Raw genomic sequence first — 19,487 nt, 5'->3', positions numbered from 1 at the left:
AAGTCTACTGCTGCGTGTCGGCGCGGGTCTTCGGCACCCGCGGGGCGTCGCTTTGCGCGCAGGAACTGACGATATTCCTTGCAAACGCTGGAGAAGAGGCTAGGGAGAAGTCGCGATATATCGGTATGGCGCTAGCTGAAGACCATCATGGGAGGAGGGCCGACATGAACACGCGTTTGCAGCAGTCCGACTTCCTGCAGGCGAATGCCGCCGCTCAGCCCAAGGCGCTGACGGCCTATAACTACATCCGCCATGCGATCATCACGATGAAGATGGAGCCGGGCGCGACGATCAGCGAGAAGGAAACCTGCGCCGAGCTCGGCGTGTCACGCACTCCGATGCGCGAGGCGGTGTTGCGGCTTGCGCAGGAGGGGCTGGTCAATGTGGTGCCGAGCGGCGGCACTTTCGTCAACAGCATCTCGCTACGGGGCGTGATCGAAGGGCATCTCATCCGCTCCAGCCTGGAACTGCGGATGGTGCGGATTGCGGCGCGTTCCTATGACGCCGTTCGGGACCGGGATTTCGACCTTCTGATGTTCCTGCAGGGGGATGCGGCCAAGCGTCAGGACTACGACCAGTCCTTTGCGGTCGACAATGACTTTCATCGACTTATTTGCGCGATGGCCGGTTTCCCGGATGTCTGGCAGACTATTCATAATGCGACGGGGCAGCTTGACAGGATAAGGCGCTTCGCTATCCCGCGCTCAGGCTATTTCGATGAGGTCGAACAGGAACACCGGGCCATTTACGACGCAATCAGGGCTGGCGATGCCGATCGCGCCCATGAATTGTTGCGGCGGCATCTCGATGATATCGCCGCAGTCGTCGAATATGTCTTTGCGGATCGACCGGGCCTGATCGTGCAGGAGCCCGGCTTCGATCTGTCGACGCTGGAAGTGATGCTGGCGCCTGCGGCTCAATAGCCGCTTTCACGGCTGCCGGAATTGAGCGGCTCCCGTCCCGCCAGAACTCTTGTGGTATTCTCGAAAATCTGCGCTGCGACATCGCCCGGATTGGGCATGGATGCGATATGCGGCGTCGCGAAGATTTTGGGATGGCTCCATAACGGGCTTTCTTCGGGCAGCGGCTCCTTGAGGAAGACATCGAGGACCGCGCCACGCAGGTGGCCTGCGTCGATCGCAGCCAGAAGATCGGCCTCCACCATGTGCTCGCCACGCCCCATGTTAATGATCGCGGCACCCTGCGGCAGGTGGGCAAACAGACCGGTATTGAGTATGCCACGGGTGGCATCGGTGAGTGGAAGCAGGCAGATCAGCGCATCGCAGCCGGAGAGGAAATCCGGCAACTGCCCGTCGCCGCAATAGGTGGCGATCCCCGCTTCTTCCTTTTGTGAGCGTGCCCATCCGCGAACATTGTAGTTTAGAGCGCGCAGGCTGCGTCCGACAGTTCGTCCGATTGCGCCGAAGCCCAATATGCCGACGGTGTAATCCTGTGCTGCTTTCTGTGCCGGGCGCTCCCAGCGTTTGTGTGTAGCGTTTTGCAGGTGTCGGTCCATCTCCCGGTGGAACAGCAGCACGGACCAGATCGCATATTCCGCCATGCCAAGCGCATGCTGGCTGTCGACGACGCGGCAGACGGGGACGGGCGGGAGGTTCGGGTCGGCGAAGATGTTGTCCAGGCCCGCGGCAATGCTGTGGACCATTTTCACGTTCGGCATTTCAGCCAGAAGCCCATGCGGCGGGTTCCAGGCTACGGCGACATCGGCGCTCTCGAAGTCGGGCTCGGGGTAGATGCTCAACCGCACATTCAGGCCTGACGTCTCGAATGCGGTTTTCAGAAAGGTGAGATCGAGCGTGCTGCTGACCAGCGCGATGTGAGGGATCTTTGTGTCCGTCCGGCTCATCAATTCCATCTTAGTCGGGACCTCATTGCTGCTGCTTGTCTGTCTTCAAAGCATGTGGCGTCACGATTTTTTGCATGCTGATTATTTTTTGTGCGGGCGATTTTCGAGTTTAAGTTTTATGCAAAAAATCACCCGCCTTGCTTGACAGGTGCTAAAGGCCGGAGTCAAGATGATGTATCGATATATCGGTATATTGTTTACCTGATACGATCGCGAAGTGATGTCTGCACGCAAACGAAAATCCATAAGGGGAACTTCATGCGACGACTGATTTCTGCATCCCTAGCTCTTTTCATGACGACGACAGCGGCATTTGCCCAAGCCGTACCAGGTGGCAAACTGAACCTTATCGTTCAACCCGAACCGCCAAGCATCATGATCGGTACCACCACCAACGGCCCGGCTCTGCTTGTCGGTGGCAATATCTACGAGAGCCTGTTGCGCTATGACGAGAACCTCAAGCCCGAGCCGTCGCTCGCCAAATCCTGGACGGTTTCTGATGACGGTCTGACCTACACGTTCGCGCTGCAGGATGGCGTGAAGTGGCATGACGGCAAGCCGATGACCTCGGCCGACGTGCTGTTTTCCGCCAATGACTACCTGATGAAGATGCAGCCGCGTCATCGCAACCTGATGACCCACGTGGAAAGCGTCACGGCACCGGACGACAAGACCGTCGTGTTCAAGCTGAAGGAGCCTTTCGAAGCCTTCATCCGCGGCCTTGCCTTCTACACGATGCCGGTTCTGCCCAAGCATATCTATGAAGGCACCGACTACGCCACCAATCCGGCCAACGACAAGCCGATCGGCACCGGCCCGTTCAAGTTCGACGAATGGAAGCGCGGCAGCTACATCCATCTCGTCAAGAACCCTGACTATTATGTGAAGGGCAAGCCCTATCTCGACGAGCTGTATTATCAGGTCATTCCGGACGGCGCATCGCGTTCGGTCGCATTCGAGACCGGCAATATCGACGTGGTGCCGGGCGGCTCGGTCGAGAATTTCGACATCCCGCGGCTGAAGGATCTGCCCAATACCTGCACGACAGAAAAGGGCTGGGAATATTTCGCACCGCTCTCCTGGCTATGGCTCAACAACCGCAAGCCGCCGATGGACAATGTGAAGTTCCGTCAGGCGGTGATGTACGCGCTCGACCGCGAATTCGCCAAGGACGTCCTGTGGAACGGTTACGGCAAGGTTGCGACCGGGCCGCTGTCGTCAAAACTTCCCTTCTACAAGGACGTCGAGCCGCAGTACCCGCATGATGTCGACAAGGCCAAGGGACTGCTCAAGGAAATCGGCTATGACGGAAAGCCGCTGAAGCTCCTGCCGCTTCCCTATGGCGAGACCTGGCAGCGCTGGGCGGAAGCCGTGAAGCAGAACCTCGAAGAGGTCGGCATTCCGATCGAAATCGAAGCGGCCGATGTCGCCGGCTGGAACCAGCGTACATCCAACTGGGAATACGATATCGCCTTCACCTATCTCTACCAGAATGGTGACCCGGCAATCGGCGTGGACCGGAACTACAAGACTTCGCAGATCGCCAAGGGCAACCCGTTCAACAATGTCGAGGGATATTCCAATCCGGAACTCGACAAGCTGTTCGACGAGGCCGCCGTCGCCTATCCGGCGTCCAAGCGTCAGGAACTCTACGACCAGGCGCAGAAGAAGCTTCAGGAAGACGTTCCGGTCGCCTGGCTGCTCGAGCTCGGTTTCCCGACGATCTACAACTGCAAGGTTCAGGATATCGTGACGACCGCCTCCGGCCTGCCGGAATCCATGCGCGACGCCTGGATCAAGAAATAAGTCGATATCAGGCGGAGACACGTCTCCGCCTGGCCCATTCCTGACCTGAAAAATCTAGTCGGAGCCATGCTCATGCTGAGATTCATCTCGGGGCGGCTGCTGAAGGCAGTCGTGATCCTGATCTGTATCACCGTGCTCAATTTCTTCCTCATCCATGCCGCACCGGGCGATCCGGCAGCGGTCATGGCGGGCGAAGCGGGTGATGCCGATCCTGCTTTCCTGCAACAGCTCAGAGAACGTTTTGGCCTCGACAAGCCGCTTTATGTGCAGCTCTGGATCTATGTTTCCTCGGTGGTCCAGCTCGATCTCGGTTATTCCTATCGCCAGCAGTTGCCGGTGCTGCAGCTGATCGGCGAGCGTCTTCCGGCAACACTGCTACTTTCCCTTTCCGCCTTCGTAATCTCGCTCGGCCTTGGTGTTGCGGCCGGTGCCTTTGCCTCTGCACGCCAGGGAAAGTGGGCCGATACGATTATCTCGCTGGTCGCCCTAATCTTTTATGCGACGCCGCTCTTCTGGCTGGCGCTGATGGGCGTGCTTCTGTTTTCCGTCCAGCTCGGCTGGTTGCCCGGCTTCGGTTACGAAACTGTAGGCGCCAATTACACCGGCCTTGCCCGCGCGTTGGATATCTTCCTGCACCTGATCCTGCCAGCGATGACGCTTGGGCTGTTCTTCATGGCCGTCTATGCCCGCATGACCCGCGCCTCGATGCTGGAAGTCGGCAGGCTCGATTTCGTCAAGACCGCCAAGGCCAAGGGTTTGCGTCCCGGCGTCATCCAGCACCGGCATGTGCTGCGCAATGCGCTTCTGCCGGTAGTGACGCTTGCCGGCCTGCAGGCCGGGCAATTGGTCGGCGGCGCGGTGCTGATCGAGACGGTATTCGCCTGGCCGGGCATCGGCCGGTTGATGTTCGATGCCCTCTCGCAGCGTGACTACAATCTGCTGCTCGGCGTCTTTGTCGTCTCGGCCGCGATGGTGCTGCTCTTCAACCTCATCACCGACGTGCTTTACCGCCTCGTCGATCCGCGCATCAAGGTGGCGTCATGAAGGACTTCTGGAAACGTTTTTCGCAGAACCGCGGCGCCGTCGTTGGTCTGGTCATCCTGCTTCTGGTCGTCGTTCTGTCGATCGTCGCTCCGTTCATCTACACCAAGTCGCCCTGGGCTATGGTGCAGCGACCGTTCATTCCGCCTTTCACCATGGATGCCTTCGTGCTCGGCACCGATCCGATGGGACGCGATCTTGCAGCAGGCCTTGCCCATGGTGCGCGGGTGTCGCTTCTGGTCGGACTCGTTTCGACCGTCGTTTCGCTGCTGATCGGTATTCCGATCGGTGCCATCGCTGGTTATTTCGGCGGTTGGGTCGATGACCTGCTGATGCGGTTCACCGAATTTTTCCAGAGCGTGCCGAGTTTCGCGCTGGCTGTGGTCTTGGTAGCGATCTTCCAGCCGAGCATCTATTCGATCGTCATCTCGATTGCCGTAGTCTCCTGGCCGCCGGTGGCGCGCCTTCTGCGCGGCGAGGTGATGTCGCTCCGGTCGCGTGAATTCGTCGAGGCCGCCGTACTTTCCGGCCAGACGCATTCGACGATCATCTGGCGGCAGATCCTGCCGAACACGCTCTCGCCGATCATCGTGCTGGCCTCAATGATGGTGGCAGCGGCGATCCTGATCGAGAGTTCGCTGTCGTTCCTGGGGCTTGGCGACCGCAACATCATGTCCTGGGGCTATATCATCGGCGCCGGCCGCACGGTGATCCGTCAGGCCTGGTGGGTGAGCTTCTTCCCCGGCCTTGCAATCCTTCTGACCGTGCTGGCGCTCAATCTCGTCGGCGAAGGGCTGAACGACGCCCTCAACCCGCGCCTTGCGCGCAAGGGGAGGTAACCATGGCAGATACTATCGACACCAATGCCGTGACATCCGACGAAACCGCTGCCGCCGTCATACATCCGGGTGCGCTGAAGGAGGAGGGGCGGGGCGAACCGGTCGTTCATATCGACAGGCTGAGCATCGCACTTCCGGACGGCGCGGATCGCCCCTATGCGGTCGACCGCGTCAGCTTCAAGCTCTTTCCCGGCGAGATGCTGTGCGTGGTCGGTGAGAGCGGCTCGGGCAAGTCCATGTCGGCCAATGCGCTGATGGGGCTTCTTCCCGATACGGTGCGCGTGGCGCAGGGGCGTATCCTGCTTGGCGCTACCGATCTGATCACCATGCCGGCAGATGCACTTTACGCCATTCGTGGTCGCCGCGTGGCGATGATCTTCCAGGAGCCGATGTCGGCGCTGAACCCCCTGATGAAGGTCTCCGCGCAGATCGAGGAAGTGTTCGAGGCGCATGGCCTGCTGACGCCAAAGGAGCGCAGGCAAAAGGCGCTGTCGCTTCTGACAGAGGTCGGCCTGCCCGATCCGCCGCGGGCGGCAGACAGCTATCCGTTCCAGCTCTCCGGTGGCCAGCGCCAACGGGTGATGATCGCCATGGCGCTGGCGCTCGAGCCGGAAGTGCTGATCGCCGACGAGCCGACAACGGCGCTCGACGTGACGACCCAGGCGCAGATCCTGAAGCTCATCGCCAGGCTCCAGAAGGAGCGCAACATGGCGGTAATGTTCATTACCCACGATTTCGGCGTTGTTGCCGAGATCGCCGATTATGTGACGGTGATGCAGCTCGGGCGCATCGTCGAGCAAGGTACGGCCGAAGAAGTGCTGTTTTCGCCGCAGCACCCCTATACGAAGAAACTGATCGCTGCGATCCCGCGTCCCGGTGAAGGGCTGGCGCGTGTCGACGCCCGCGAGCCGTTGCTTGCCGTCGAGAAGCTGTCGAAAATCTATCGCATGGGCGGCGGGTTGTTCTCCAAGGCCCGTGAGGTTCATGCCGTCAAGGACGTGTCCTTCACGCTCGGCCGTGGCGAGACGCTGGGCATTGTCGGTGAAAGCGGATCCGGAAAATCCTCGGTCGGGCGCTGCCTCGTGCGGCTGCAGGATCCCGAGAGCGGCCGCGTTCTGCTCGGCGGTCAGGACATGGCGCATCTGAAGGGCGAGGAGCTGCGCGCCATGCGCCGGCGTATGCAGATGATCTTCCAGGACCCGTATTCTTCACTCAATCCGCGCGAAAAGGTCGGGCGCATCATCGCCTCGGGACCGATCGCCTATGGCGAGAACGAAAAGAAGGCGCTGGCCCGCGCCGCCGAACTGATGGAGATGGTCGGTCTCGATCCCAAAGGTACTAACCGCTTTCCGCACGAATTTTCCGGCGGTCAACGGCAGCGTATCGGCATTGCACGGGCGCTGGCGCTCGAACCCGAGATCATTATCGCCGACGAGGCGGTGTCCGCACTCGACGTTTCGATCCAGGCGCAGGTTCTGGAACTGCTGGGCCAGCTCAAGAAAGACCTCAACCTCTCCGTCGTCTTCATCACCCACGACCTGCGCGTTGCCGCCAAGATTTGCGACCGCGTGATGGTGATGCAGAAGGGTGAGGTCGTCGAACTCGGTACCGGCAGCGAGATATTCGACACGCCCCGGCACCCCTACACGAAGAGCTTGATCGAGGCCATTCCCGGTCGGGCAAAGGAAGCGCTGATGACGGCTTGAACCCGTCGGATATCAACCAATCTGGGCAACAGGGCCCGCTTATGGAGCTGCACATGACGATTATGCCGAACTCGGTCGAAGCCCGCGACATGGCCTATCAGATGCATCCGATGGTCAACCTTCGGAAATACGAAAAATCCGGTGGTCTCGTCATCGAGAGCGGTGACGGCATCTATGTCACCGACAATACCGGCAAGCGCTACATCGAAGGTCTCGCCGGTCTCTGGTCGGTCGCGCTCGGCTTCGGTGAAAAGCGTCTGGCGGAAGTCGCCAAGGCGCAGATGGAGAAGCTGCCCTATTACCACAGCTTCTCCTACAAGACGCATGGACCGTCGATCGATCTGGCCGAGATGCTGGTCAAGATCGCGCCGGTGCCGATGTCGAAGGTGCATTTCACCTCCTCCGGTTCCGAAGCAAACGACCTCGCCTGCAAGATGGTATGGTACCGCTCCAACGCGCTCGGCAAGAAGGACAAGAAGAAGATCATCGGCCGCATCAAGGGCTATCACGGCGTGACGATCGCCGCCGGCTCGATCACCGGCCTGCCGCGCAACCATGAAAGCTTCGACCTGCCGCTCGACCGGATGGTTCATACGTCCTGCCCGTCCTATGTGCATTTCGGCCTGGAAGGCGAAAGCGAAGCTGATTTCACCAAGCGCATGCTCAAGGATCTGGAAGACCTGATCCTGAAGGAAGGCGCGGAAACGATCGCCGCCTTCTGGGGCGAGCCTGTGATGGGCGCCGGTGGCGTGCTGATGCCTTCGGATGGATACTGGGCCGGCGTTCAGGCGATCCTGAAGAAATACGACATCCTTCTTGTTGCCGACGAAGTCATTTGCGGCTTCGGCCGTACCGGCAAGATGTTCGCCTGCGAGACGCTCGGCATCGAGCCGGACGTACTCGTCGTGTCGAAGCAGATCTCGTCATCCTACATGCCGCTTTCGGCGATCATCATGAACGATCATTTCTATCAGCCGATCGCCGATGAGAGCGACCGTATCGGCGTGTTCGGCCACGGTTTCACCGCTTCCGGTCATCCGGTTGCAACCGCCGTCGGTCTTGAAAACCTGAAGATCATCCAGGAGCGGGATCTGGTCGGCAATGCGGCACGTCTGGAAGAGAAGTTCCTCGGTGGTCTGGCGGAACTTGCCAAGCATCCGCTGGCGCATTCCTCACGTGGTATCGGCCTGCTCGGCGCGCTGGAAATCAAGCCGTGGGCGGATGCCAATGCCGGTGATGCAGCCGCAGCAATTGCTGCCGCTTGCCAGGACGAAGGCCTGATCATCCGCAATATCGGTGAAGCCATCTGCTTCTGCCCGCCGCTGATCATCACCGCCGAGCAGATCGACGACATGTTCGGCGCCGTTGCCCGCGCGCTCGACACGGTTCAGGCCGCACACGCCTAAGCATCAAGGATTGAGATCATGAACATGATGGAAAAGACCGATCTTGGCGAAATGACCGCGGCACAGCTTTCCGAGCTGTTCGCAACGGGCAAGGCCTCTCCGGTCGAAGCCACGAAAGCCTCGCTCGCACGGATCGAAAAATTCAATCCGAGCGTCAACGCTTTCGCCTATGTCGTGCCGGAACTGGCGCTGGCCGAGGCGAAGGCCTCCGAGGCACGCTGGAAGAAGGGCGAACCGCTTTCGCCCATCGACGGTGCGCCGACGACGATCAAGGAGCTGACGCCGGTCAAGGGTATTCCGTGGCGGCGCGGCTCGGCGCTCGGCGCCACGAGCCCTTCGGAGAAGGAGTTCCTGATCATGGAACGCCTTCGTGCTGCGGGTGTCACCATTCTCGGCACGACGACATCGCCAGAATTTGGCTGGAAGGGTGTCACTCATGGCCCCGCTTTCGGCAATACGCTCAACCCCTGGCGCACCGATCGCGCCTCGGGCGGCTCGTCCGGCGGCGCTGCCGTTGCAGCAGCGCTTAACATGGGCGTTCTGCATGAGGGGTCCGACGGTGCGGGCTCCATCCGCATCCCGGCCTCGTTTTCCGGTACGTTCGGTATCAAGCCGACCTATGGCTGGATCCCGGCTGATACGGCAACGACACTGTTCGAACTTGCCCATCGCGGTCCGCTGACGCGGACCGTCGAAGACGCCGCCCTGTTCATGAATGCAACGACCGGGCCAACGCCGAAGGCACTTTACGGCTATTGCCCGACGCCGGTTCCGAACTGGCTTGAAGGGGCCAAGGCCGCCACCGTCAAGGGCATGAAGATCGGCTATAGCCGCAATCTCGGTTATGCCGAGGTGCAGCCGGATGTCGCCGCCGCCGTCGAACGGGCCGCCAAGCGTCTGGCCGATATGGGGGCGATCATCGAAGAGGTCGATCCCGGCTTCTCCAATCCTCAGGATGCGCTTCTGGCACTCTGGTATGCGGCCGAAGCCCGTACCGTCGAGATGGTCAATCCCACGGACGAGCAGAAGAAGCTGATGGATCCGGGCCTGATCGGCATCTACGAAAAGGGCAAGGCCTATTCGGCTATCGATTACGTCATCGCCGAGCAGGTCAGGGCCGATCTCAAGGTGACGATGGCGCTGTTCCACGAAAAATATGACGCGCTGATGCTGCCGACCATGCCGACAACCGCAATCGAGGCCGGTGTCGATTTTCCGGGTGGGATCGAAGGCAAGGACTGGTCCGACTGGTCGCCTTTTACCTATCCGTTCAACATGACCGGACAGCCAGCCGTGTCGGTTCCCTGCGGTTTCGATGCCGGTGGTCTGCCGATCGGGTTGCAGTTCGTCGGCCCGCGCTATCGCGACGATATCGTGCTGGCGCTGGCGGCTGCCTATCAGGCGGCGTATCCGGAAGAGGTTCTGAGCGCACCGCGGGTCGCCTGAACCATAAAAGAGGTGCGGAGGCCCCGGTTTCCGCACCATAACAAACAACAGCAGAATCGGGATGGGAACATGGCCTCCACGGCAAGCCAAGGGGCGGCAAGCGGGCTTGGCGCAGAGCTGAAGACGGGTGCGACTGCCGTGCCTCCGGATCAGGCCGAGCGCATTGCGCGGGAAAAATACGGCCTTACCGGCAAGGCCGAATGGCTTTGGGGCGAGAAGGATAGCAACTACCGGCTGACGCTCGACGACGGAGCGGAATATCTCTTCAAGGTGCTCAATCCGGCCGAAAACCCGGCGATGACGAGCATGCACAGCCAGGCGCTCCTGCATGTGGAAGCTGCCGATCCCGGCATTCCGATCCAGCGGATCATCCGCACGCTGGACGGCGAGGCGGATTTCCGCATGACCGATGACGAGGGCGGCACGCGTGGCGTGCGCATGGTCACCTTCGCTCCCGGCATATCGCAGAAATCGCAACCGCATTCGGCGCTGCAGCGCTACCGTGTCGGCCTGCTGCTCGGGCGGATGCAGAAGGCGCTTGAAGGTTTCACCCATGAGGCCGCGAGCCATCGCATCACCTGGGACATGAAACATGCCGCCGGTATCCGCGATCTCTTCTCGGCATTCGATGACGCGGCGCAACGCGCGCGGCTCGAACGCGCCATGGACGATTTCGAAAACCTGATCGTGCCGCGCATGGCGGAACTGCCGGCGCAGGTGATCCACAATGACTTCAATATGGAGAATATCCTCGTTAGCGAGGAAGATCCGGACACGATCAGCGGCATCATCGATTTCGGCGACATGGTGCATGCGCCGCTGCTGTTCGACGTCGCAGTGGGCGCCGCCTACCAGATGGGCGATGCCGAAGATCCGGTTGAGGCGATGTGCGATTTCCTGAAAGGTTATGCGACAGAAAAGACGCTTTCCGACGAAGAGATTGCGCTGCTTTATCCGGCTGTCGTCACGCGCATGCTGATGCGGCTCGCGATACCGGAATGGCGCGCGAAACTGTTTCCGGAACATCGGGAACTCTACACACGCAACAGTCCTACGGTCTGGGCGCAGTTTGCCCGGCTCGATGCAATTTCAAGAGACGACGCAATCGCGCATCTGACAGCCGCTTGCCGCCTATAGCATCCCAAGGGGGAGAGAGACATGAACAAGCCAGCCACCACGATGATCAACGGTTTCGATGCGTCGCGCCTCAGCAGCCTGCCGGAGCGCGAGCGTTCGATGATCGAACGGCGCCAGGCGATGCTCGGCCCATCCTATCGGCTGTTTTACGAAAATCCGTTGCATCTGGTGCGCGGTGAGGGCGTCTGGCTCTATGATCCGGATGGAAACGCCTATCTCGACACCTACAACAACGTGCCCTCGGTCGGCCATTGCCATCCGCGCGTGGTCGCCGCGATTGCCGAACAGGCTGCGGTGCTGAATACGCATACGCGTTATCTGGACGAAAAGATCCTCGATTATTCCGAGAAGCTGCTGGCAACCTTTCCCAACGAGATGAACCGGGTGATGTATTGCTGCACCGGCAGCGAGGCGGTCGATCTCGCCATGCGGCTGGCCTGTTACTACACGGGCGGAACCGGCATCATCATCACCGAGAATGCCTATCACGGCACGACGGCGGCGGCGGCCGCCATCTCGCCGTCACTCGGGCCGAACATGCCGCTCGGCATGCATGTGATCACCGTGCCGGCACCTGATGCCTATCGCGCCGATGGCAAGGATGTCGGCGAGACGTTTGCGCAAGAAGTTTCCAAGGCGATCGCCTTCATGCAGCGCCATGGCATCAAGCCGGCAGCATTCATCGCCGACAGCATCTTTTCGACCGACGGCATTTTTTCCGAGCCGGCCGGCTTCCTGAAGAAAACGCTGGATGTGGTGCATGAAGCCGGTGCGCTCTATATCGCCGACGAAGTGCAGCCGGGTTTTGGTCGCACCGGCTCGCATATGTGGGGCTTCATGCGTCACGGCATCGTTCCCGACATCGCCGTAATGGGCAAGCCGATGGGCAATGGTCTGCCGATCGCGGCGGCGGTGATGAAGGGCGAGGTACAGGAACGCTTCGGCAAGGACATCCGCTATTTCAACACGTTCGGCGCCAATCATGTGTCGATCGCCGCAGCCAATGCCGTGCTCGACGTCATCCATGACGAAGACCTGATGGGCAACGCGCTTTCGACCGGCAACTACATGCTGGAAGGGATGCGCAAGCTGCAGCAGCATTTCGATTGCATCGGCGACGTTCGCGGCGCAGGCCTCTTCCTCGGGTTGGAATTCGTCAAGGACCGCCAGAGCCGCGCCCCGGACGGACAGCGTTCGCTTGCCGTCGTCAACCGCATGCGCGAGCGTCGCGTGCTGATCAGTGCCGCCGGCATTCATGGCAACACGCTGAAGATCCGCCCCCCGCTGCCATTTGGCAAAGATCACGCGGACATCTTCCTCAAGACCCTCGAAGAGGTGCTGCACGAGACGCAGTGACTGCATCCGTCTCGCCTCCCTGCCAATCCCTGCGTGTTTGCCAGCCAATGTCAAAGGATAGACCATGACCACCTCGCCGGAAATCAATGCCGAACGTCTCTGGGCAGATATCATGACGATGGGTGCGATCGGCGCGACCCAAGGCGGCGGCAGTTTCCGGCCGGCACTTTCGGATGCGGATCGCGAAGGACGCAACCTCTTCCGTTACTGGGCGGAGGAGGCCGGGCTGGCAGTGACTGTCGATGCGATTGGCAACATGTTCGCACGCCGGGAGGGGAGCGATCCATCCCTGCCGCCGCTGATGATCGGCAGCCATCTCGACACGCAGATGCCGGGCGGCAAGTTCGATGGGGTTCTGGGTGTGCTTGCCGGGATCACAGTCGTACGCGCGCTGAATGCCGCTGGCGTTACGACAAAACGGGCGATCGAGATCGCAAACTTCACCAATGAGGAAGGCGCACGCTTTCAGCCGGGCGTGATGGGGTCCGGCATCTTCGCCGGGCTCTTGGCCCTGGAAGATGCCCTGTCCCGCAAGGACGACGGTGGTGCGATTCTGGGCGACGAGCTTGCCCGGATCGGTTATGCCGGATCCTTGCCGGTCGGCGGGCGGGCGGTGCATAAATATCTCGAACTGCATATCGAACAGGGGCCGGAGATGGAAAAAGCCGGCGCGATGATCGCTGCCGTATCCAACAGTTCATGGGGTTGCAGCGGGTTCATCGATATCAGCGGCGAGAATGGCCATTCGCAGACGGCTGCAATGTCGACACGGCGCAACGCGCTTGTTGCTGCGGCGAAATTGATCCTCGAAATCGAGGCTATCGGAGCCGAGAACGAACCAGCGGGGATGGTCAGCGCCACGGTGATCCGTAACTGGCCGAACAACCGCGTGAACATTCCGCATCTGACCAAGCTTTCCTATGTCGCCGTTCATGCGACGGAAGAGGGGAGGGCAAAGATCATCGATCGCATCGAGGCTGCGGCCAGGCGGATCGCCGGAGAGACGGGGCTGGCTATTAATGCCACGACCTCGCACTATCGTCAGCGGCTCGACCTTTCACCGGAGCTTGCCGGGCAGGTTCTCGAAGTTGCGAAACGACTGGGCTACACATCGATGATGCTGCCGACACTGACCTCGCATGATGCGCTGTCGATGACCCATCTCTGCCAGACGGCGATCATCTTCGTGCCCTGCAGGCAAGGCATTTCGCATAGCGAAAAGGAATGGTGCGAGCCCGATCAGGTGACAGCGGGAGCGAAAGTGCTTCTGGAAATGGCGATGATCGCGGCGAACGAAGCATGATGCCCGCGCCCTCTTTATGCCGACGAAAGCAACTGCTTATAATGTAAGGAAGCTAAAACACGTAAAGCGAGCGAACGAGGCGCTGAGTGAATTCACACGCTAAACTTGCATTGGAAGACATGGGGGCAGGCCAGCCCAAGGCTGTCTGGGCGTATAATGTCATCCGCGATGCCATCATCACCATGAAGCTGGCGCCCGGCGAAACGCTGAACGAAAAGGAGACCTGCGCTGAGCTTGGCATTTCCCGAACGCCGATGCGGGAAGCCTTGTTGAGACTGGCGCAGGAAGGTCTGGTCAATATCGTTCCGAGTGGCGGCACGTTCGTCAACAAGATCGCCATGCGCAAGGTGATCGAGGGGCATCTGATACGTTCCAGCCTAGAAATGCGCACAGTGCGCCTTGCAGCCCGCAATTTCGATCCCGTCCACGAGAAGGACCTCGATCTGCTGATCTTCCGCCAGCAGGAAGCGGCCAAACGACGAGACATCGATGAGGCTTTCAAGGTCGACAACGAGTTTCATCGTCTCCTGTGCCGCATCGCTGGTTTTCCGAATGTCTGGCAGACAATCCACAACGCGACGGGGCAGCTCGATCGCGTACGACGGCAGGCATTTCCGAAGATCGGTTATTTTGAAGAGGTCCTGGATGAGCATGTGGCGCTCTATGCCGCGATCAAGGTGCATGACGAAAACGAGGCAGCAAGGCTGCTCAAGGAACATCTGGGCGGTATAAATGCCGTTGTCGAATATGTCCTGCAGGCTGATGCCGATATCATCACCGGTGAGGACGATATCGTCATGCTCAACGCTCTTTCGGACGTGTGAACCGGGCGCCCGAGAAAGGCTCCGCATCCAGCCACGATGCACGATGTCGTTAGCAATGGCGACAAGTGGGGTTCCGTTGCATTCAGTCGGGTGAGGGCTCTGCCACGGATCTGGCGGCGGGCAGGCTTTCCTCCTGCCAGAATTCTTCGGCGTGAAGCGGCGGTCCAACTACATCCCCGCGCTGCGTTCAGGTGAGTGCCGCTCGGACGGGTAGCAGGCGCGAGGGGTGGAGCAGCAAAAGGTGGACCTCGGACATTCCCGAAGATTGGAATGACAACGGTTTCCTGTAGATTTTTGATGATGTAGTTTGCGATAGCTTGGCGACTGAAACAAGTTCATCCGATGTGTGCGCTAGAGATGGCCGATTGGAACTACGTGCGCGAGGGGGCCGCGTTTCATGGACGAGAAACTAAAACGACCCTTACTTCTCGTCGCTGCCGTAGTTCTTGCCGGACTGGTCTTCACTTTCGATTCCGTAACAGACTTCGATTCCTCGGTCGCGGTCCTGTATCTTGCCGTACTTGTCATTGTCTCGGCTGCAGGTACAGGCAAAGACGTTACGCGGGCCGCAGAGCTTTGCATCGGGCTCACACTGCTCTCCTGGATTATCGTCCATCGCGATGATCCAACAGCATCGAGTGCAATGCGTTGTATTTTCGCTTGCATAGCGATTGGCGTTACGGGGGCACTTCTGATCAGCCGCAAGCGGCTGGTGGCCACAAAAGTGGAACTCGAGCGAAGCCGTTCAGAAGTGGAACTCTTTGCCAACTCTGTGCCATTTGTCCTTTGGCGCTCAAACCCTCGCGGCGAGATCGAGTATCTCAACGCCAGCTGGACTGCTGTAACCGGACTGGATCGCTGGTCGGTACTCGAAGGCCAACGCTACAATGACGTGGTGCATCCAGACGATATGCCATCGCTTGTTGAGACCGTATCGAAAGCTGTAGCGACCCGTACGACAACAGACCTCAAGGTGCGCGTTCGACAGAGCGACGGATCCTATCGTTGGATGCAGATCTACGACAATCCCGCATACTCTCCGCTAACCGAGCAGGTTGAGCGGTTCGGTGGCCTTTCCGATGTTCACGATGAAGTCGTGGCGAAGCAAGAGCTTGAACGGGTCCGGAGTGAACTTGAAATTAGTCGCACCGAATTGATAAATTTCACGGATTCCGTTCCACAAATTCTCTGGCGTGCCGACGCGTTGGGGAATATCGACTTTTTCAATCGCAGGTACGCCGAGGTTACGGGCCGCGACGTGGAATTGGCCCTTGATCGCCAAGACTTTGTCGATGACATCCACCCAGATGACCGCGAGGACTACTCGCGTCTGGTAGGGCAGGCATTCGCCTCGCGTTCGGAGTTGCGCGCTAGCTTCCGACTGCGTCATGCGGACGGAAGCTACCGTTGGATGTCCGTTGTGGGCCGCCCGGTCCGCCCAACGGATGGCTCCGACGATATCCGTTACTACGGGGGTGTTTCCGATATCCACGACGAGGTCACTTCACACCAAAAGGTGCGCGATCTCAATGAAACCCTAGAGCAACGCGTCGAGGAGCGTACGTCTGAGCTCTTACGCACCGAGCGCCGCTACGCCGGGCTGTTCGATGTCAGCAACATGACCTTTGCCGAAATGGATTTCAGCGCGGCCGAGGTGATGCTCGACAAGATAAAGGCGGCGGGAGTGACAGATCTCCGCGCCTACATGACCGTGAATCCGGAGGAATTGGAGCGGACGCTAGGTGCAATAAAAACCACTCGCGTCAATCGGGCTCTCGCCCGGATGATGGGGTATGATAGCGTTGCCGATCTCGTTGCGAACCCTCCCTCCCAGAATGCCGAAGACGGCTCCGAGGTCCTGCTGCGCCAGCTTGAGATGTACTACTACGGTGCCGACCATATCGACGGCCGGACTGTGCTCGTCGGCAAGAACGGTAAGCGGATTCCCGTCTACTTCACTGTTACCAGGCTATCCGACGGGCTGCATCTCTCCAGCCACGTCGATCTCTCGGACCAAGAGCGTATCGAGCAGATGCGTCAAGCTGCACAAGCCGAACTGGCCCGTGCCAATCGAATTGCGACGGTTGGCGCTTTCTCGGCGTCGATCGCGCATGAATTGAACCAGCCCATATCCGCCATGGTGATAGATGCGCGGACTGGATTGCGCCTTCTCGCCCGGGAGGGTCCCGGTATGGAGGCCGTGGACCGTATCCTTCAGCGTGTTGAGAAGAACGCCCAACGGGTGGCTGGTATCGTCCAACGAACCCGCGAAAACCTTGTTGCTCGGGGGCGAACAGGGAAGCTGATCGATCTCTTCCGTCTGGCATCGGAAACCCGCGATCTAATCGATCATGATTTGAAGCGGGCTGATGTCGAAATGGAGATTGTCTGCTCGAACACGTTATCATCGGTCATAGCCGACCCCGTCGAGCTTCAGCAGGTCCTTGTGAACTTGATAAACAATGCGGTTGACGCCATGCGCGGCCAGATAACGGAGCGCCGCATTACACTCGGGTTTGTCGAGAAGCAGACCACAGTCAGGGTCCGCGTGGCAGACACCGGGCCGGGTATCGCCGATGAGCATATCGAGAAGCTCTTCGACCCGTTCTTCACCACGAAATCGTCCGGCATCGGTATGGGACTACAGATCTGTCGATCGGCGGTTGAGGCCATGGGCGGCGAATTGACGGTGACCAATCAAGCAGGGGGAGGAGCGAGCTTCGAGTTCGATCTTCCGCTCGCGCAGGGGCAACCCAAAAGCGGAACGGAGGCCTCGTTCTCGGGAAGCCCAGGTTGATATCGGCCGAATGCCGAAAGGTCTGAAACGGAGCTTGATGAAGCGAGAGGCAACCGTCTGCCAACCTACCTAAACGGATAGGTATCGGCGGGACAACTCATGGTGTTAGCTCTTCGTCTCGGTACGTCTGGGCGGGAGGAAGTTCAACGATGTCGACCTATGAAGATCCGTGGTCGATCGATCAAGTTTCTCCGTCCGATGTACTCACCTCCGATAAATCGCGACCATGGTGGGTTTTCGGGCAGCTTTGGTATTGGACACTGACCGCAATGATTGGCGTCTCGGGTTCGTTGCTGTCTCGGTGGTGGCGCGGGTACGATCTGCAGCCTCGGGTTAATGGAGATGCTAGCGCGCGTCAGGAACTTGCCGACGCTTTGCCGCATGTGATCTGGGGAACAAGCACAGATGGCAAATGTGAATTCCTCAACGACCGTTACACCGAGACATTCGGCATAAACCGTTCGAATGCCATCAAGGAACAAACCTGGGTAGATCCAATACACCCCGCCGACCTTGAGAAAATGCAGAGCGCTTGGCGGAGCGCTATCGGCAGCGGTAATTCCTACTACTCCGCACTGGCGCGAATGCGGATGAACGATGGGTCGTATCGGTGGATGGAATCTATCGGGCGGTCGGTGAGATCCTTAAAAACGGGCGATACCCTGAAGTGGTTCGGCAGTTTGGTTGACGTCCAAAACCAGGTCGAAGATCGCGAGACCATTGCAAGGCTGCAGTTCGATCTTCAGGCGATTTCCGATGAGTGGGAACGCAAGTCGGGAGAATCTGACGCCAGGCTGAGGGCGATGTTCGAACCAAGGGAGGTCGGATGGATAGATTACGATGTCAATTCAGTCCGCAGTCTGTCCGAGTCATTGAGAACGCAGGGCGTCACAGACGTCGGCGACCATTTGGAGAAGCACCCGACCGACATCCTGGCACTATCGCGGGGTCTTCCGTTTCTCGATGCGAGCCAGCATATCGTATCGTTACTTGGTTTTGAGAGCTTCGAGAGTATGGTCGCAAGACGGGTGCGAAGCTCGCACACCGCGGGCGATGTCGAGATCGCGATCCTCACGGCTCTGGTCCACGGATCGGCAACGACCTGCGGTATCGCTAAACTTCCGGACGCCGGCGGTGTGATAAAGGTCTTTCCCTTCACGGTCTGCATTCTGGAAACGGGGGTGGCAAAAGTTCTGTTTCTTGACGCTTCGGTGTCGGAAGCGCACGCGGAGGCCGCCGGCAAGGCGCGCGTGGAGCTTGCAAGAGTGAACCGGGTCGCTGCCGCATCTGCATTGTCAGCCTCTCTTATACATCAGATCAGCCAGCCGATTACGGCGATCTCGCTGGATGTGGCGACGGCCACTAGGTTAATTGCGTCGGGTGAAAGCAAATCCCCTGCAGTCGGCAAGGTCATGGACCGCCTGAGATGGAATACGCAACGCCTTGCGGACGTCGGGACCTCAACTCGTGAAACGTTGAGGAGCGCGCCCCAAACTCTTGAGACAGTCGACATCGCCGATTTGGCGTTACGATCCTATCGACTTCTTCTTGATCCACTGGGCACCGACCAAGAAAGCCTGAAGATCGTGGCGAACGACGATCTTCCCGCGGTCGTTGCTGACCCCGTCGCCCTGCAGCAAGTGCTCTCCGCCCTTTTACAAAACTCACTAGACGCCCATAATTTGACAGGGGAGCCGCCGGATATCTCTGTAACGATTTTGTCCGGATCGCGATCGAGAGAAATCACGGTAGCAGTGGCGGACCGCGGGCCAGGGATAGACCGGGAGCATATCACGCTGGTCTTCGATCCGTTTTTCTCCACCAAGACCAACCGCCTCGGTTTCGGCCTCACCGTCTGCCAAAGCGTCGTTGAGGGGTTCGGCGGACAGCTGACGCTGACCAATCGGCCGGGTGGGGGTGCGTTAGCGCAGTTCACTATCCCACTGCGATAAAGGTGATGTC

General features: G+C 59.4%; 14 protein-coding genes. 13 read left to right on the top strand and 1 reads right to left on the bottom strand.

All coding sequences use genetic code 11. The features are described 5' to 3' along the window. The first annotated feature begins 164 nt into the window (after positions 1-164). On the top strand, positions 165-923 hold the full coding sequence (locus HNQ72_RS17535) for a GntR family transcriptional regulator (RefSeq protein ID WP_183993669.1): 759 nt from the start codon (positions 165-167) through the stop codon (positions 921-923). On the opposite strand, the gene HNQ72_RS17530 is transcribed toward HNQ72_RS17535, so the two are convergent. Next, positions 917-1,864, bottom strand: coding sequence for a 2-hydroxyacid dehydrogenase (locus HNQ72_RS17530; protein WP_183993667.1), 948 nt, complete (start codon positions 1,862-1,864; stop codon positions 917-919). The two genes, HNQ72_RS17535 and HNQ72_RS17530, sit on opposite strands and share 7 nt — an antisense overlap. 258 nt (positions 1,865-2,122) lie before the next feature. On the opposite strand from HNQ72_RS17530, the gene HNQ72_RS17525 reads away from it, so the two are divergent. The 12 genes from HNQ72_RS17525 to HNQ72_RS17470 all read left to right on the top strand — a co-directional run bounded on the left by HNQ72_RS17525 (position 2,123) and on the right by HNQ72_RS17470 (position 19,477). After that, complete coding sequence (locus tag HNQ72_RS17525; protein WP_183993665.1) at positions 2,123-3,670, top strand: ABC transporter substrate-binding protein; 1,548 nt, start codon at positions 2,123-2,125, stop codon at positions 3,668-3,670. Between the two features lie 72 nt (positions 3,671-3,742). Then, entirely contained in the window at positions 3,743-4,714 is a 972-nt protein-coding gene (locus tag HNQ72_RS17520) for an ABC transporter permease (RefSeq protein ID WP_183993663.1), read from the top strand. Next, the gene (locus HNQ72_RS17515) at positions 4,711-5,550 is read left to right on the top strand and encodes an ABC transporter permease (RefSeq protein ID WP_183993661.1); all 840 of its coding nucleotides are present in this window, start codon (positions 4,711-4,713) and stop codon (positions 5,548-5,550) included. Before HNQ72_RS17520 ends, HNQ72_RS17515 begins: the two co-directional genes overlap by 4 nt. 2 nt (positions 5,551-5,552) lie before the next feature. Further along, on the top strand, positions 5,553-7,256 hold the full coding sequence (locus HNQ72_RS17510; RefSeq protein WP_183993659.1) for an ABC transporter ATP-binding protein: 1,704 nt from the start codon (positions 5,553-5,555) through the stop codon (positions 7,254-7,256). Positions 7,257-7,309: 53 nt separating this feature from the next. Continuing rightward, entirely contained in the window at positions 7,310-8,662 is a 1,353-nt protein-coding gene (locus HNQ72_RS17505; RefSeq protein WP_183993656.1) for an aspartate aminotransferase family protein, read from the top strand. Between the two features lie 18 nt (positions 8,663-8,680). Next, positions 8,681-10,108 (top strand): amidase, encoded by a 1,428-nt coding sequence (locus tag HNQ72_RS17500; protein ID WP_183993654.1) that lies wholly within the window; start codon positions 8,681-8,683, stop codon positions 10,106-10,108. 69 nt (positions 10,109-10,177) lie between these two features. After that, positions 10,178-11,245: a phosphotransferase gene (locus tag HNQ72_RS17495; protein WP_183993652.1), complete on the top strand. Its 1,068-nt coding sequence runs from the start codon at positions 10,178-10,180 to the stop codon at positions 11,243-11,245. A gap of 21 nt (positions 11,246-11,266) precedes the next feature. Beyond that, positions 11,267-12,601: an aspartate aminotransferase family protein gene (locus HNQ72_RS17490; protein ID WP_244654526.1), complete on the top strand. Its 1,335-nt coding sequence runs from the start codon at positions 11,267-11,269 to the stop codon at positions 12,599-12,601. A gap of 64 nt (positions 12,602-12,665) precedes the next feature. Then, complete coding sequence (locus HNQ72_RS17485) at positions 12,666-13,904, top strand: Zn-dependent hydrolase (protein ID WP_183993650.1); 1,239 nt, start codon at positions 12,666-12,668, stop codon at positions 13,902-13,904. 86 nt (positions 13,905-13,990) lie between these two features. Next, positions 13,991-14,728, top strand: coding sequence for a GntR family transcriptional regulator (locus tag HNQ72_RS17480; protein ID WP_244654525.1), 738 nt, complete (start codon positions 13,991-13,993; stop codon positions 14,726-14,728). 397 nt (positions 14,729-15,125) lie between these two features. Then, positions 15,126-17,525: an ATP-binding protein gene (locus HNQ72_RS17475; RefSeq protein ID WP_183993648.1), complete on the top strand. Its 2,400-nt coding sequence runs from the start codon at positions 15,126-15,128 to the stop codon at positions 17,523-17,525. A gap of 149 nt (positions 17,526-17,674) precedes the next feature. Beyond that, the gene (locus HNQ72_RS17470; RefSeq protein ID WP_183993646.1) at positions 17,675-19,477 is read left to right on the top strand and encodes an ATP-binding protein; all 1,803 of its coding nucleotides are present in this window, start codon (positions 17,675-17,677) and stop codon (positions 19,475-19,477) included. The last annotated feature ends 10 nt before the right edge of the window (positions 19,478-19,487 follow it).

The organism is Aliirhizobium wenxiniae, from assembly GCF_014201355.1.
GTDB classification, from domain to species: domain Bacteria; phylum Pseudomonadota; class Alphaproteobacteria; order Rhizobiales; family Rhizobiaceae; genus Neorhizobium; species Neorhizobium wenxiniae.
Note: the sequence above shows the minus strand (reverse complement) of the source record. Positions and strands in the feature narration are given on the sequence as shown.